The organism is Paraburkholderia sp. D1E, from assembly GCF_052682275.1.
Window position 1 is genome coordinate 7,709,588 of record NZ_JBQYMB010000001.1, and the last position, 16,110, is coordinate 7,725,697.

Annotated in this window: 14 protein-coding genes; 8 read left to right on the forward strand and 6 right to left on the reverse strand. The window is 60.9% G+C overall.

Features of this window, described 5'->3' with window-relative positions; genetic code table 11:
• Positions 1-9 precede the first annotated feature (9 nt).
• From ACUN0E_RS34565 to ACUN0E_RS34575, 3 genes are all read right to left on the reverse strand, one after another.
• Entirely contained in the window at positions 10-642 is a 633-nt protein-coding gene (locus ACUN0E_RS34565) for a VOC family protein (protein WP_445569425.1), read from the reverse strand.
• A gap of 140 nt (positions 643-782) precedes the next feature.
• Positions 783-1,814 carry an ABC transporter substrate-binding protein gene (locus tag ACUN0E_RS34570; protein ID WP_445569426.1) on the reverse strand — a complete coding sequence of 344 codons (1,032 nt, stop codon included), beginning with the start codon at positions 1,812-1,814 and terminating at the stop codon, positions 783-785.
• Positions 1,815-1,871: 57 nt separating this feature from the next.
• Complete coding sequence (locus ACUN0E_RS34575) at positions 1,872-2,792, reverse strand: fumarylacetoacetate hydrolase family protein (RefSeq protein ID WP_445569427.1); 921 nt, start codon at positions 2,790-2,792, stop codon at positions 1,872-1,874.
• A 208-nt stretch (positions 2,793-3,000) separates the two neighbouring features.
• Here ACUN0E_RS34575 and ACUN0E_RS34580 point away from each other — a divergent pair, with 208 nt between their 5' ends.
• Positions 3,001-3,705 carry a GntR family transcriptional regulator gene (locus ACUN0E_RS34580; RefSeq protein ID WP_445569428.1) on the forward strand — a complete coding sequence of 235 codons (705 nt, stop codon included), beginning with the start codon at positions 3,001-3,003 and terminating at the stop codon, positions 3,703-3,705.
• A gap of 107 nt (positions 3,706-3,812) precedes the next feature.
• Here ACUN0E_RS34580 and ACUN0E_RS34585 read toward each other — a convergent pair whose 3' ends face one another.
• Both ACUN0E_RS34585 and ACUN0E_RS34590 read right to left on the reverse strand, forming a co-directional pair.
• Entirely contained in the window at positions 3,813-4,760 is a 948-nt protein-coding gene (locus ACUN0E_RS34585; RefSeq protein ID WP_445569429.1) for a dihydrodipicolinate synthase family protein, read from the reverse strand.
• 39 nt (positions 4,761-4,799) lie between these two features.
• Positions 4,800-5,756 carry an alpha/beta hydrolase gene (locus tag ACUN0E_RS34590; protein ID WP_445569430.1) on the reverse strand — a complete coding sequence of 319 codons (957 nt, stop codon included), beginning with the start codon at positions 5,754-5,756 and terminating at the stop codon, positions 4,800-4,802.
• Between the two features lie 206 nt (positions 5,757-5,962).
• Here ACUN0E_RS34590 and ACUN0E_RS34595 point away from each other — a divergent pair, with 206 nt between their 5' ends.
• The 6 genes from ACUN0E_RS34595 (at position 5,963) to ACUN0E_RS34620 (ending at position 12,072) form a co-directional block, all read left to right on the forward strand.
• Entirely contained in the window at positions 5,963-6,391 is a 429-nt protein-coding gene (locus ACUN0E_RS34595) for a VOC family protein (RefSeq protein ID WP_408232543.1), read from the forward strand.
• Complete coding sequence (locus ACUN0E_RS34600; protein WP_445569431.1) at positions 6,388-7,275, forward strand: NAD(P)-dependent oxidoreductase; 888 nt, start codon at positions 6,388-6,390, stop codon at positions 7,273-7,275. The genes ACUN0E_RS34595 and ACUN0E_RS34600 overlap by 4 nt, the downstream gene beginning before the upstream one ends.
• A gap of 261 nt (positions 7,276-7,536) precedes the next feature.
• A complete protein-coding gene (locus tag ACUN0E_RS34605; RefSeq protein WP_408232549.1) occupies positions 7,537-8,562 on the forward strand; it encodes a porin in 1,026 nt (341 codons plus the stop codon).
• Between the two features lie 204 nt (positions 8,563-8,766).
• Entirely contained in the window at positions 8,767-9,807 is a 1,041-nt protein-coding gene (locus ACUN0E_RS34610) for a porin (RefSeq protein WP_325045283.1), read from the forward strand.
• Positions 9,808-9,826: 19 nt separating this feature from the next.
• Positions 9,827-11,635 carry a hypothetical protein gene (locus ACUN0E_RS34615; protein ID WP_445569432.1) on the forward strand — a complete coding sequence of 603 codons (1,809 nt, stop codon included), beginning with the start codon at positions 9,827-9,829 and terminating at the stop codon, positions 11,633-11,635.
• A 116-nt stretch (positions 11,636-11,751) separates the two neighbouring features.
• A complete protein-coding gene (locus ACUN0E_RS34620) occupies positions 11,752-12,072 on the forward strand; it encodes a c-type cytochrome (protein ID WP_445570575.1) in 321 nt (106 codons plus the stop codon).
• Positions 12,073-12,350: 278 nt separating this feature from the next.
• Here ACUN0E_RS34620 and ACUN0E_RS34625 read toward each other — a convergent pair.
• Positions 12,351-13,900 (reverse strand): IS3 family transposase gene (locus ACUN0E_RS34625; RefSeq protein WP_445568080.1). Its coding sequence is split into 2 segments (ribosomal slippage): positions 12,351-13,426 and positions 13,426-13,900, totalling 1,551 coding nucleotides; the frame shifts between segments, so codons are not numbered across the junction.
• Positions 13,901-14,668: 768 nt separating this feature from the next.
• Between ACUN0E_RS34625 and ACUN0E_RS34630 the strand changes: the two genes are divergently transcribed.
• Positions 14,669-15,919, forward strand: coding sequence for an IS256 family transposase (locus ACUN0E_RS34630; protein WP_408265345.1), 1,251 nt, complete (start codon positions 14,669-14,671; stop codon positions 15,917-15,919).
• The last annotated feature ends 191 nt before the right edge of the window (positions 15,920-16,110 follow it).

Consider the following 16,110-nt stretch of genomic DNA (forward strand, 5'->3'; position numbering starts at 1 on the left):
GTTTCCGAATTATTCGTGATCGGACGGATCGGCTTTCGCTGAATCGTCGGCTGCAGACTGCGCATCTGCTTGCGCCGCTGCCTGGGTCGCTGCCTGAGTCGCTGCCTGAGCCGATTTTTGTGCTACCAGATGCGGCGGCGGCGGCACGACAAAGCGCTCGAAGCGGTACTGGTCGAACGATTCGATGGTGCGCTCCCACACCTGGGGTTCATGCGCGTCGCGTTCACCGATCTGCGTCATCTCGCAGTACACCTCGACGTTATTGCCGTCCGGGTCCTTGAAGACCAGAAACAGGTTATTGCCCGGACCATGCCGGCCGATGCCGCGGACGATCTCGACACCATGCTCCTGTAGCACCTTCACCGAACGCTCCATCTCTTCATAGCTGTCGATCAGATACGAAAAGTGCTCAAGGCCTGGTCGCGAGTAGCGCGGCAAGTCGTTGAAGTCGGCGGAATCTTTCGGCAACTGCGCGAGCGCGAGATCGTGGTGATCGCTGCCGGCGCGCAGAAACACCATCTGGTCGCCGATCCAGTCCGACACCTTGAGGCCCAGCACGTCGGTATAAAACTGTGCGGACTTCTTGATGTCGCGCACCATCAGCACCATGTGTCCAAGCCGCTTCGGACGCAAACTGTTCATTACCTGTCTCCTGTGTCGACCCGAGTTAGCGCTTTAGCACTACCCGGGTCCCATGCAACATCGTTGCGGTGCTCCACGCCTCGCGCGGGCTGGTTGGAGCGAGCGCGTCGTTTAAACGATGCACTCGCTCCCGAACGGGTTTATTCGACGAACTGATTCGTGTAGAGATCGGCCGGCTTCACTTTCGTGCCGGTGCCGAACGCACGCGACACGAACGCAGCGGTGGCATCCATGCGCGCGGGACGCAGCCAGCCGGTCTTGTGCTGCGCGGGATCGTCGGTGATCAGGCCGTTGGTTTCGACAATCTGTTGCAGCAGGATTGCCTTGTCGAGCACGGGATAAAGCGCCCCGATCGCGTCGGCGGCTTCTTGTGGATGCTCGCGCATCAGCGCATAACCACGATAGGTCGCCGCGACAAAACGTTTGACCACGTCGGGATGCTGGGCAACGAAGGTATCGGTAGTCACGATGCCGTTACCCATCATATCCAGACCAAAATCCCGGTAGTAAACCTTGCCGAGATGCTGCCCCGCGCGCTTCGCCAACGCTGCCTGCACCGGCAGGCTCGCGCCTTCCCAGCACTCGGACAGGTCGATCCGCTTCTGCAACAGTGCGGTATTGATCACAGCCGGGTCGAGACGCACAGTCTTGATCGCATCGGGCGCCATGCCGTTCTGCTTGAGCCACGCGGGCATGATGTTCTGCACCGGCGAGGCACCGCCGCCGCCGAGCGTCATCCCCGACAAATCCTTCAGCGTGTTCACCTTGAAGCCGGGCCGCTCGAGATAGCACATCGCCCCGGGCCAGCGCGTGTTGATCGCGCCGACCATCACAGCATGTCCGCCATGCGCGCGGTTCAGCATCACGCTGACGGGGTCGCCGTAGCCGAATTCGAACAGACCCTCATCCACTTCATTGACGGTACGCTGACCGCCGTAACCGCGCATCACGCTGACGTCGAGTCCGGCCTCGCGGTAGTAGCCCTTCGCTTGCGCAAGCAGAATGCCGCCGGTGCTGCCCTGTGGCAGCCACGCCAGATTGACGCGCACCGCGTCGGCCGCGTGGGCGCTCGTAAAGAGCGCCGTGGCTGCCAACGCAACTGCGCTCAACGCAGCCTGCTGCTTCAATGGCTGAACCAGCCGTCGTATCGCGCGCCGTACCCGCTGCAACATGTCGTGTTCCCCGTCTTTGAGTGGAGTGAGTGGATAACGCCGCGAGCCTGATTGCGCTCAGCCGGCGACCAGCGGATTCTCGATCGAGCCGATCCCCTCGATCGATGCGACCATCACGTCGCCCGCCTTCAGATAAATGCCGCGCCCCATGCCGACGCCGGTCGGCGTGCCCGTCGCGATCAGATCGCCCGGTTGTAGCGTGAGAATCGTCGATAAATATTCGATCTGCTCGGCGATGTTGAAAATCATCCCGGACGTATTGCCGTCCTGCATCATTTCGCCGTTCACCGCGAGGCGCATGCGCAGATTCTGCGGCTCGGCGATGCACGCACGCGGCACGAACCAGGGGCCGAGCGGACCAAAGGTATCGAAACTCTTGCCGCGAAACCAGTCGTGTTTGAACGGATAGTCGGTACGGCGGTTCAGGTCGCGCGCGCTGACGTCGTTGAGAATCGTGTAGCCGGCGATGTAGTCGTAAGCGTCTTCTTTAGCGATGTGGCGGCCGCTCCTGCCGATCACCACAGCCAGTTCAACCTCCCAATCGACCCGCTCCGCGTGCGGCGGAATGACGACGTTGGCAAGCGTCGGCACCACGCTTGTCTCCGCTTTCATGAACATGTACGGCGTGCTTTCCTCACGCGGCGCCAGTTCAGTACCCATTTCCTCTGCATGCTCGTAATAATTCGACGCCGCCGCGAAAATGCGCCGCGGCTGGTACGGCACACACAGCGTGTGACCGGCGAGCGGCGCGACATCGAGCGTGCCCGCCTCGATCGCACGCGCCGCGGCTTCGAGTCGTTCGACGGTCGCCGCGCCGCCTTCCTCCCAACCGGCGATCAGCGAGCCGACATCGGCGAGCGGCGCCTGCGAAGCAGTTTGCTTCAGCGCCGCGTGTGCGTCGTACAGCTTGCCGCCGACCGCCAGGCCGGTAGCGGTGCGGCCATTCAATTCATAAGTTGCGATACCAAACCAGATCACGTGTTGCCTCGCTTTTTGTGTTTGTAGGGTGTGAGTTAGCGGCTGTCGAGGGTTCAATAATTCGTATACATTTAGACATCTGTGTATTTTTACTGAAATTCTCGTATACACCAATCGGGGTATGAACACGTTCACGCGTACACTGCATGGGCCTGCAGAGGCCGGATATGCGCGGTGGCGATTGAGGCGGTTGGGCCGCTGGCGCATAATGGGGCCACTTGCTCACGGTTTCGCTCAACCCAACACCATGACGATGACGACGCTCTCCTCCAAGATCTACCGACTGCTGTGCGACGAGATCATCGACGGCACGCTCGAACCGGGCCAGAAGCTCGAAGAAGCCGCACTCGCCGAACGCTTCAACGCCTCGCGCACGCCGATCCGCGAAGCACTGCGCGAACTCGCCGCGCGCGGCATGGTCGAGCTGACCCCGCGCAAAGGCGTCGTGGTCGCGCAGTTCAGCATCGACGAACTGGCCGACATGCTCGAAGCGATGTGCGAACTCGAAGCGTTGTGCTGCCGTTTGAGCGCGCAACGTATGAGCCTCGTCGAGAAGAAACAGCTCGAAGAGCTCCAGACCGAAATGAACGCCGCGATCGCGCGCGGCGATGAAACGGAGTACTTCCAGCTCAATCGCGAATTCCACGAACTGATCTGCAAGGGTGCGCAAAGCAAATCGCTGGCGTCGATCATGTCCATACAACGGCAGCGCCTGGCCGGCTTTCGCGCCGCGCAGCCGGCTTCGCCTTCGCGCTTCGAATCGGCAACCGACGAGCATCGCGAGATCGTCTCCGCGATCCTCAACTCCGAACCGGAACGCGCGTACAACGCGATGCGCGACCACACGGCGCGGCTGTCGATCGTCGTGCTCGGCCGGCTCAAGCGGCAGCGCATTGAGCGCGAGAACGCCTGAGTCGTTGCGCGCGCTGCTTCGCAGCAGGCACTGAGATACCTGCTGCGGACGCGCTAACTGAAGCTGGAGCTGGTGCGATAGCCGCAGTCGCTGCGGTCGCTGCAGGCTCACGCGGCCACCGCCGCAAGCGATGCCGTCGAAGGCATCGAAAAATCCAATGCCTGAAGCTGCTGCAACAGCGCGCCGGACTGCGCCGGATTCAACGGCGTGAGTGGCGGACGCACGCGGGTCCATTCGGGATCGTTCGCGAAGTGCGCGACGATGCTTTTCAAAGCGGGGATCATCGGTTGCGCTTGCACCGCCAGACGAACGGTCGCGACCTTGCCTTCCCACACTCTCCGTTCTTCCAGCGACGCCGCGTTCAGCAGGCTCGCAATCGCATGCGGCTGAATGTTCGCCGTCGCCGAAATGCAGCCGGCCGCGCCGAGCGGCAGCGCTTTGCCGAGCAACGCCTCGGAAGCTGGAAACACCGCGAAGCCGGGAAACTTTTCCAGCATCGCCTGGGTGTTGGCCCAGTCTCCCGAACTGTCCTTGATGCCCACCACCGTTTGCGGATACGCCGCGATCAGCCGCTCGATCAGCGTGTGGGTAATCGGCACGCCGGTGAACTGCGGGATGTGATACAGCAGCACGCGTAGCTGATCCGAGCCGACTGCCTGAATCACATCGGAGTAGTACGCGAACAGGCCGTCGTCACTGACGCCCTGGTAGAAGAAAGGCGGCAGCATCAAGGCGCCCGCGCAACCGGCTTCGGCGGCGTGACGCGTCAGCGCGATCGCGTCAGGCAGCGCGCATGCGCCGGTGCCCGGTAGCATCTGCAAGGGGTCGATGCCGGCTTCGATGACCTGGTCCAGCAACCCGTGACGTTCTGCGAGACTGAGCGAGTTGGCTTCGCTATTCGTGCCGAACAGCGCGAGCCCGGCGCCCTGCCCGACCAGCCACTGACAGAACGCGACGAAGCGCGCTGCGTCCACGCCCAACCCGGCGCGGAACGGCGTAATGACCGGCGCGAATACGCGTGGCTTTTCAAAAGCAGACGGACGGCTAACAGACATACGGATCTCCTGATTGGCTAGACGGATAAACGCGGACGATCACGCGCTGAAAAAATCGAGCATCGCGTCGCCTAACAGCGTCTCGCCCGAATCGAAATGCGCGACTACCGATGTGTGGTTGTGCCGCAGCATCTGCATGAAGCGCGGCGCGCGTTTAGCCACCGGTTCACCGGCGCGTTGACGCGCGTGCAGTACACGCTCGAAAAAAGCCGCACCGTAGGCGTCCAGATAAGGGTTTTCGTATTCGGCGACGACCACCATCAGAGGTGTGTCGAAGTGCGCCGCATGGGTCAATGGCGAACGCGCGGCGTAGCATGTTTCGTGCGCGCCGAAATAGGCGCGCACGCCTGCTGCGTTCGGGTTGTCGGGAAGCACGTCGGCGGCGAGCCGCGCGCTAATGAGTACGGCACCGGCGACTGTCGAAGCGCTCTCGCGCAACCCGGCAAAGAGTGGATCGCACAGGTACGTGGCGACATGTGCGCCACCCGCCGAATGTCCGACCAGAAAGATCCTCTGCGGATTACCACCGAATTCGGCGACATGTTTCAGCGCCCACGAAAAAGCGGCGACGACGTCGTCCGCACCAGCGGGGTAAGGCGCTTCAGGCGCGAGCCGGTACTCGACATTCAGCGCGACGCAGCCCTGCCGCGCAAACCATCGCGACACATTGTCGTAAATGAGTCCGTTGAAGCTCTTGCTGCCGCGCAGAAACGCGCCACCGTGGACAAACAGCACCACATCGGCATTGCCCTTCTTCCGTGTCGTTGAAGCGGCAAACACATCCAGACGCTGCCGCTCATGCTCGCCGTACGCAACATCGCGCGCCACCTCGAACGACTCCCCCGCATCCCGCGATGCAGCCACCAACGGCGAATACGCGTCGATCACCAGATCGCGGTGCGTATTGATATCGCGCCCCCACACTGGCCCGATCTGCGCAAAGCGCTGCCTGAGCGCGGCGGAAAGACTACCCAACGGTTCCTGCGAGGTGTGCATCGGTGGTCCTCAGACAGTGCGGCGAGTCGGCGCCAGAGGCGGCGACCGGTGTATGAGAACCATTCTGGTATATCAATTTGATTTTGTGTATACATTTGTTCTACGTAGTATACCTGGTGAAGTTGCGGACACACTTGATTCACAGTCACGACAACCCTCATTTCGCCGACAGGCGATTCATCGCCAGGACAACTCAAGGACATCTCATGGACAAGCTCCGCCACATCGCGCTTTCGGTCGACGATCCGGAAGCCGCCGCGCAATTCTTCGAGCAGGCATTCGGCATGCGCCGCGCGGGCAACGCGATGCGCGGCATCTATATGACGGACGGCACGATGAACGTGGCGCTCCTCAACTTCAAGGATGAAACCGTCCCCGGCTATGCGGGGCTGAAGGATGTCCGCGGCGTGATTCACTTCGGCATGTGGGTCGATAACGTCGAAGACACCGCGGCGCGCGTCGTCGCGGCGGGCGGCACGTATCTGACGGGACGCCACGAAAAAGATCCGAATGTGTTCTACGAAGTGAAGTACCGGATGCCCGACGGCACCGTATTCGACATCACCGAAAACGGCTGGAAAGGCGCGGTGAAAGAGGTCGCGCCTGCCGCGCAAGCCGCTGATCCGCAGCCATGAGTCCCGTCCTGAGCGCAAGCATGGGCGGCAGGCATGTGCTGGCGCTGATCGCTTTGCCCGACGCAACGCTCGACGCACTGCGGCGCGACTACACGCTTCACTATCATCCCGACGGTTGGGACGATGCGTTGCCTGCCGGCGTTGATCCAGTGACCCTGCGCGCGGTGGTGACCAACGGCTCGACCGGGTTGTCCGACGCGCAGATGGCCGTGCTGCCCGCGCTTGAGATCGTCAGCGCATTCGGTGCGGGCTACGAGAACGTCGACGTGGACGCCGCAGTGCGACGCGGCATCGTCGTCACCCATGCGCCCGGTGCCAATGCGGCGACCGTCGCCGATCACGCCATCGGCTTGCTGCTCGCGCTCGCGCGCGGCTACGCGCCGCTTACCGAGGCGGTACGCGCCGGTCGTTGGCGCGACTCGCGTGCCGAGCGCCCCACGCTGACGGGCGCGCGCCTGGGGCTAATCGGAATGGGGCGTATCGGCAGGCTGATTGCAGCGCGTGCGCAGGGCTTTGACATGACGCTCGGCTATCACGGGCGGCAGCCGCATGCCGATGCACCAGGCCGTTACTACGCGGATCTGATCGAGCTTGCCACCAACAGCGATTTCCTCGTCATTGCCTGCAACGGTGGCCCGTCGACGAAACACCTGGTCGACCGCCAGGTGCTGCAAGCCTTGGGGCCATCCGGCTACGTGGTGAATGTCTCGCGCGGTTCGGTACTCGACACGCAGGCGCTGATCGACGCCCTGGCTCACGCCGCGATCGCCGGCGCAGGACTGGACGTAATCGAAGACGAACCCGAGGTGCCGCCGGGGCTGCTCGATCATCCCGACGTGCGCTCATCACGCCGCACATCGCGGGCCGCTCCCCCGCTTCATTGATTGCCCAGCGCGACGCGTTGCTCGCCAGTCTGTCCCAGCACTTCGCACAAGCATCCGTCGAATTCGCGGTGCGCATCGCCTGAAACGTGGCGGCGCGGCTTCGTGCCGCCACTGCCGCTTCATTGCTGTCTCGTTGTCGCCTCGCTGATGTTCCGCTGATGTCTCGCCGTTGCCTCGCCGTTGCCTCGTCGTTGTCCCGCTGATGTCTCGCCGTTGTCTCGTTGTTGTCTCGCTGTTCCCAACCGCACAAGAGGATCCGCCATGAACGTTCGATCGTTGGGCGCGCTCGCGCTCAGTTGCGCCGCCGCATGGGGACTCGCGTCCCATGCCGTCAAAGCGCAAACGTCTGTCACGCTGTATGGGCTCGTCGGGCTCGATGTCGCCAGCAGCAAACGCAGCAATGGGCCGCCCGCCGCGATAGCCGAACAGAGCCCGGGATTGACGGCGCCTTACTGGGGCATCCGTGTCAACGAGGATCTCGGCGCCGGCTATCGCGCAATCGCCGTGCTCGAGAGCTTCTTTCAGCCGACTAACGGCGGCGTCGGCCGCACCGCCGCCGATCCGTTCTGGGGACGCAATTCGTATGTCGGCATCGCCGGACCGTTCGGGCGTGTGACGCTTGGACGGCACACGAATCTGCTCTACCTCGCCGAGCAGGCGGTCAACCCGTTCCAGGCGTCGATCCTGTTTTCGCCGCTTGTGATGCAGACCTTCACCGCGCCGTACGGCGGTGCAATTGTGGGCGACACCGTCTGGAATAACGGCATCCAGTACACCAGCCCCAATCTGAACGGGCTGACTACCACCGCGGTGTATGCGCCGGGCGGCTTCGCAGGCTCGGACGGCACGTACAACGCCGCGTTATCGACACTCTATGCAGGTGGTTCGCTCACCGCTGTCGCGACCGTACAACGCACACGCGTGGTCGCCGGTGTGGCGTCACCGACACAGAACGCGTACATCGTCGGCGCTGCCTATGATTTTTCGCTCTTCAAGCTCTATGCCGCAGTGCAAGGCCTGCGTACCGATTCGACCAACATCGGTGCGCATACCTACGAAGCCGGTCTCTCGGTGCCGTTGACCTCCCAGCTCACCGCGCTGGCGGAATGGGCGTACACGCGCCGCAGCGCGCCGAAAAACACCGTCACCGCCCGCAATACGGGCTCCGTGGGGCTCGACTACTTCCTGTCGAAACGCACCGATCTGTACCTGGTGACCGTCTACGACAAGCTTTCTGGCTATGGCACCGCGATGACGTATGCCGCCGGAATCCGGCATCTGTTTTGAAGCGCGATGCCATCCGGGTCAACCCGCTATAACCAAACCGTTGTTTTGTATAAAAAAATAAAGCTCGGAATCCAAATTTTGCCGTGGGTATAATTTTTCCCAGTTTGTGTATACACGACAGAAAGAGGACGTAACCGCGGCTGTCGCGCGCGACGACAGCACTCTCTACCACACGAAAACAACAACGACCTGTTTGGAGATTGAATGAAAAAGAAGGCACTCGTGTCAGGCGCCGTCATGCTCGCATGCGCCGGGGCACACGCTCAGTCGAGCGTCTGGCTGTCGGGTTATGTCGACCTGAACATCGAACATCTGATTTCTTCCGGCTCCGGCGGAAACATGACCCGCATGTCGAGCGGCGGTCTGAACAACTCGCGCTTCAACTTGAGCGGTGTCGAAGATCTGGGCGGCGGCAACAAGGCGGTGTTCACCATCGAGCCGATGTTTTCCGCGAATACCGGCGTGCAGTCGACGCAGTTCCGGCAGTCGTTCGTGGGCCTGAAAGGCAACTGGGGCGAGGTGACGATGGGCCGCCAATTCACGCCGTCGTACTGGATTGCGGGCTACGCCGATCCGAGTTGGGCCGCCGACTTCAGTATGGTCAACAACATGGAATTCTTCTACGCGTCGTATCGCGTGGATAACGCGATCCAGTACAAGACGCCGACTTTCTACGGCTTCACCGGCCGGATCATGGCGACGACCGGCGTGGGCGACAGCACCCGTGCGGGGCGCTTTCTGAGCACCAGTATCGACTATCGGCACGGGCCGATTTTCCTCGGCGCCGTGAGCGAGTTGCAGTACACGCGGGATATCTTCAAGTCGTCGCAGATCCATTCGTCGCGCGATAACTATTTCGCCGCCGTCTATAAGTTCGGTGGCTTCGAACCAACGCTGATCTATCACACGTACAACGGCTACTACGCGTATCCGCCGTACGTCGCTTTCAACTCACAGGGTTGGGACGCACAGATCGGCGCGCGCTGGAACATCGACGGGCGCAACCGTCTGTATCTGAGCATCGTGCACCGCCACGACGACAACAACACCAGCATTTCCAGCGCCACCGGCGGCGTGATCGGCTACATCTACGGTTTGTCGAAACGGACCGACCTGTATGCGACTTTCGCTCACGTGAAGAGCCAGCACGATGTGCCGGTCGCCTACCCTGTGACGTTCCAGGAGTATCCGAACGGTGGACAGAACCCGAGCGGCTTCCAGTTCGGGATTCGTCACGCGTTCTAGTATAAAAAGGAGGAAGCCCATGCTTCGCAAACGTAATCTGAAATCGACTCTCGCAACAGGCGTCCTGTTGACCTTCATGTCCGCGGCAGCCTGTGCGGCCGCGGAAGGCGCTTCGGCTACAAGCGCATCGAATGCAGCGGCATCGGCCGGCGCGGCGTCCGCGGCACAAGTGACGCCCGGCACGCCGAATGTCAAGGATCCCTATCTCGCCCAGTGGCTGCGCCTCACTCCGGATCGCCGGCCTGTCCCGCTCAAACCGGGTGTCGACTACGGCATGGATCCGGCAACCGGCCAGTTCGTGTGGCCGAAGGCCACCCCTGAAGTGCACCAGGGCCAGCACTTCCCCGGCGAAATGACCACCTGGGATAAGAAGAGCTATACCAAGGACGTCAAGGTTCTGGCCTTCTATCCCCTCGTCGATTCGCCCTTCCACGCCTGGAACAATATTGCCGACTTCGACGGGCGCCGCTATCTCTACATCCACGACCGCGACTATTTGCGGATCATGGACGTTACCGACCCAGCCAACGGCAAGGTCGTGTTTTCGCAGGGCGGTACGTGGGGACCGAAGGGGCCGACCGAGAAGTTCGACCCGAACAATGTGCATGACTATCTCGGCGGCGCCACCATCGTGTGGAGCAAGAAGCTCGGCAAGCCGGTGCTCGTTGCCTCGTTCGAAATCGGCCGCTACGGCCTGATGACCGACAAGAGCGAACAGCCTGACAAGGTCGAAGCACAGCGCCACTACAACTCGCTCAAGGGCTTCAAGGTCTTCGAAATGGACGGCCCGTTGCCGAGCCAATGGAAGCTGATCGCGACACGCACGACCGACTACAAGCACCCCGACGCGCCGGTCGGTCAGCAGCAGGGTTCGGGCTCGCTCGATGCGCCTGAGTATTACGGCGGCAAGTACATGATCCTGTCGGCTGCACCGGACGACAGCTACGGTTTGACCGAATATCCGAACTACCTGTATTCGCCGGGCTATCAGGTCTGGGACATGTCGGATCCTGCCGATCCGAAGTTCGTATCGCAGATCTCGGTGCCGGGGCAGAAACTCGGCAATGAAGCCGACGAACAAGCTTATCTGACGAATCCGCGTGCGGGCAATCGCACCTCGTGGATGGGCTCGCGTATTCCAATCTTCCTGCCGAAGCCTTTGGAAGACGGCGGCAAGATCGGCTTCGGCGCGATGGGTGGCCTGGGTCTTTATTCGTTCGACCTGTCCAACCCGGCCAGGCCGAAGGTGCTCGGCAATGTGAACACGGCACCGAGTTTCGCAGGCACCGAATACGACAACGCCGACGTCAGCCAGTACGCACGCACGGGCTTTGTGCTGACGAGCGGTTATCCGATGAACCGCGATTGCTACGAGCCGTACAAGGACATTTTCGTCGTTGATGCCCGCGATCCATCGCATCTGAAGGTGGCGGGCAAGCTACCGCAGCCGACACCGCCTGAAGGCGCGCCGTTCACGAGTTTCTGCCAGCGTGGCGGCAACTTCGGTCCGAAGCGTTCGAATGCGATCGGTCAACCGGGCGGCTCGCGTCAGGGCGTGATTCCGTACTCGTTCTATAACGCAGGCGTGCAGATTTTCGACGTACGCAATCCGGAGAAGCCGACCATCGCCGGGTATTTCGTGCCCGCGCTGGCGGACGAGAGCGAGCTGCCAAGCTATACCCTCGGCAAGGGCGTGCTGGCGATTTATACCGAGTACGACCGCAATATTATTTGGGCTTTTACGGAGAATGGTGCTTATGCGTTGTCGACACCGTTGCTTGGGAAGCCTGTGATTGGCGCTCCGTCCAAGCCGTGGCCGCCGCGGTAACGCGCCTGGGTTTGTTCATTCTTCATGTTTGTCGTTAATTGTTGAGCGCTTTACCCTGCCGGCGGTTTTCGTCGGTGGGGTTTTTTGTTTTTTACTGGGGTGAAATTGTGAGAGGGATGGTTTTTGTTGCTGTGCTGGCTGGGGGTTTATGCGGGAGCTCTTTTGCCGCGGCGCCGGGTGGTATTACTACAGGTGGTATTTCTGCTAGCGAGCAGACTTGTCGCGCTTGTCATTCGATCGATACGACGAAGGTGGGGCCTGCTTTCAGGGCTATCGCCGAGCGGTATCGGGGGGATTCGAATGCGGTCGCGAAGCTTGAGAAGAGTATGTTGGAAGGGAGTTCCGGGAAGTGGAATACGGGGGCGCAGATGCCGGCTAATGCGATTTCGGCCGCTGATGCAGAGCGGTTTTCGCATTGGATTTTGGGGCTTAAATGAGGGTTCTTTTTTTGCCTTTGGCGGTGGTATTTTTTGGTGTGCGTGGGGTGAATGTATTTTTTTGCTTTGGTTGCCTGCGCGGCGCTTGTTTGTCTGTTTGCCTGTGGCGTTGGCCTTTCCTTGATCTGGGTTGCCTGCTCGGCGCTTTCTTGTCTGCTCGCCTATGGCGTTGGCCTTTCCTTGAATTGTTATTGGATTATTAGCGTCGCCCCTGTGCGGGGCAGGCACCTACTTTTCTTTGCCTGCGGTGTGTGTCAAGGTAGTTGTCGCATGAACCGTTACGCTGCGTGCTTATACATTTTGGCCGACGCGTGAGTTCGCTCCGGGTTCAGATAGACCGAGTCTGCCAGGTGCCAGTTGCGGATGGCACCTGACCAGCGTGCGGGGTTCTGCCTGCGCGCGTCTTCGTACAGCGCACACCGGCGGGCCAGCAGATCGTTGGCTTCGCCGCGATGCCGTTGCCCCGGACTGACATACTTCAGGCCGCTGTGACAGTGCTCTTCGTTGTACCACTGGACGAAGCGCTGCACCCATGCGCGGGCCGCCTCCAGCGTGTCGAACGGCTGCTCAGGCCATAACGGGCAGTACTTGGCCGTACGGAACAGTGACTCGGCAAAGGCGTTGTCGTTGCTCACACGCGGCCGGCTGAACGAAGGCTGCACGCCCAGATCGATCATGGCCGCGCGCATCGTGGCGCCTTTCATTGCACTGCCGTTATCCGAGTGCAGCACCAGCGGACGCCCGGCGATACCTTCACGCAAACATCCCTTGTTCAGCAACTCGCTCGCGTGCTCAGCCGACTCCTGCTCCCACACCTCGTTCATCACCAGTTTGCGGCTGTAGATGTCCTTCATCATGTACCAGTAGAAGTACCGGCCCCTGACCGTGCCCGGCATCCACGTGATATCCCAGCACCACACCTGGTTCGGACCATCGGCACAGTGCGTCGTGAGCGTGCGTCGTTGCGGGGCTCGCGCGCGGCCCCGGCGCTGGCCCTGTCCTGCTGCTTTCAGTATCCGGTAGAACGTCGATTCGCAAGCCAGATAAATCCCTTCATCCGCCAGCTTCGGCACGATCTGGTGCGGCGTCAGGCTCGCGTAGCCCGGACGGTTGGCCGCATCGAGCACGGCCTGACGTTCTGCCTCACTCAGCCTGTTGGGCGGCGCTGCACGCTTCACCTGAGCGCGCCCGTCCTGCGGCGACAGGCGCCAGCGCTGGACACTGCGCACGCTGAGCCCCAACTGCTCGCACGCACGCGAGCGGCGCGCTCCCTGCTGTACAGCTTCATCGATCAACTGCATGGCTTCATCGCGATCCGGGCGGCTGATCAGTCTTCCTCTTCCTTGCCCCAGATCGCTTCGGCTTTTTTTCGCAGGTTCAGCAATGCCGCCGCCTCCGCACGGGCCGCGTCAGCGCGTTTGAGCTGGCGCTCGAGTTCACGGATGCGCTTTTGCGCAGCCTTCGCCTCGTTGCGCTGGGCCGCCGTGGGCTTCGTTTCAGGCACCGCGTTGGCCTGCTCGCACGCCTCGCGCCACTGCCGGATCTGCTCCGGATAAATGCCTTTACTGCGGCAGTATTGTGAGGTCTCGATCTCGTTGAGCGACGCCGTCTCCAGCACCGCCCTGAACTTCCCGGCGCTTGACCACTGATCGCCCGTTTTGCCATTGCCCGGCATGAATTTCCCTGTATCTCTTGCATGCTGCCGCCAGGTCCGCAGCGTCACCGTGGTGATGCCCGTCGCCCCCGCCAGCTCGATGACCGCACGATTGAACGGCGGCATCATCTGCTGGATTACCCATTCCCGGGTTTCCGCTGAATAGCGTTTCATCTTCCATTCGCTGTCCGCCCCCCATCTTTACATCAATCGGTTCGGGTGAGGCGACAACTAGCCTGACATGGAGGGCCTGCTGCAAAGAAAAGTAGGCAAAAGAAAGCAGCTCAAACCACTAGCTCTTAAGCGGGTCCCCTGGCCTGGAGAGGGCAGTGGTGCATCTGGAATCCGTGCCCTCGTGCATTCAGCGTGAGTGACAAGGGGCTCATCAGCTCCCACTCCGCACTGCGTGCGTCGCGGATGGGTATGCATGGGAAACCAGAGGCTTCGTTTGGGCGCGGTGGGGACCATCGACGTCACTTCGCCTCGCCTTGGCAAGACGCCAAATACGCAAATACCGCAGTGCTCTCCAGGTATCGCTGCTTCACTCCGACCGACCAGAAAGCCGTTCCGGCCGGAATTTTCATAGTTTGTACTTCGAATAAAGCATCAATGTTTTATTCGAAGTACCGAAGTACCGAAGTACCGAAGCATTGAAGCATTGAAGCGCTGAAGCGATAAGGCGATAAGGCGATAAGGCGATAAGGCGAAGCGATAAGCACGATACCGGCTGAATCACCGTGGCGAATGAGGCGTGAATGCGAAAACACAGCGCACGGGTTTATGAAGTGCGCGTCGGTGCGCGCAGCGCCGCCGGAAGAATGACTGCCTTGTCACTGACGCGAAGTGTGCGAGAACACAGATTCCAGATGCACCACTAGAGGGTGTAATTAGTTTTGTGTAAACGGTCATTTGGCAGGAGACTGCCAGTAATCAGGAGCGACGATGACCGTAGCGAAACGCAACAAACGCGTGAAACCCGACCCTGAGCTCGTCAAGCTGGCCGACAGCCTGCTGGCGAACTACCAGAAACCAGAGGACCTGATTGGCGAGAACGGCCTGCTCAAGCAGCTCACGAAGATGCTGGTTGAACGGGCGCTAGAGACGGAGATGTCCGAACACCTGGGCCACGGCAAGAGCGAAGCGGTCACCAATGCCACGGGCAACACCCGCAACGGCCATAGCGCCAAGACGTTGCAGGGGGAGTTTGGCGAGTTGCCGCTCGATATCCCGCGTGACCGTCAGGGTGCGTTCGAGCCGAAGCTGGTGAGTCGTCATCAGACGCGCTGGTCGGGCTTTGACGACAAGATCATCTCGCTATATGCCCGCGGCCTGAGCGTGCGGGAGATTCAGGGGCATCTGGAAGAAATGTACGGTACCGAGGTGTCGCCCACGCTCATCTCGGCCGTAACAGACGCGGTGAGCGAGGATGTGAAGGCCTGGCAAGCCCGCCCGCTCGACGCGCTTTACCCCATCGTTTATCTCGACTGCATCCACGTCAAGGTGCGCGACAGCGGTGCTGTACGGACCAAGGCGGTCTATCTCGCCATCGGCGTGAACATGGACGGCCACAAGGAAGTCCTGGGGCTGTGGATCGCCCAGACCGAGGGCGCGAAGTTCTGGCTGCAGGTGGTGACCGAGCTGAAAACGCGCGGCGTGCAGGACATTTTTATTGCCTGTGTCGATGGGCTCAAGGGCTTCCCCGAAGCCATCGAAGCAGTCTATCCGAAGGCAGCAGTTCAACTGTGCATCGTGCATATGGTGCGCAACAGTCTGAACTTCGTGTCCTGGAAGGTGCAGCGCGAGGTCGCCGCCGACCTGAAGACGATCTACACTTCATCGACGGTCGAGCTGGCCGAGCAGAAGCTGAGTGCCTTCGAAGCCACGTGGGACAAGGACTATCCGTCCATCGGGCAGAGCTGGCGGCGCAACTGGGCACGCGTCATTCCGTTCTTCGACTATCCGCCGGAGATCCGGAAGGTGATCTACACCACCAATGCCATCGAATCGATCAACATGAGCCTGCGCAAGGTGATCAAAACCCGCAGTTCGTTCCCGACCGACGAGGCCGTGACCAAGCTGTTTTACCTGGCACTTAACAACATCAGCAAGAAGTGGTCGATGCCGATCCGGGACTGGAAGGCAGCCCTGAACCGCTTCACTATCCAGTTCGAAGACCGCCTGTTACCGGGTTAAATCAATACCCGTTTACACAAAATTCCGGACACCCTCCACCACTACCCCCTCCGAGCCAGGGGACCCGCTTAAGAGCTAGCGGTTTGAGCTGCTTTCTTTTGCCTACTTTTCTTTGCAGCAGGCAAAGAAAAGTAGTGTGCCCCGCACAGGGGCGACGCTAATAAACCGATAACAAATCAAGGAAAGGCCAA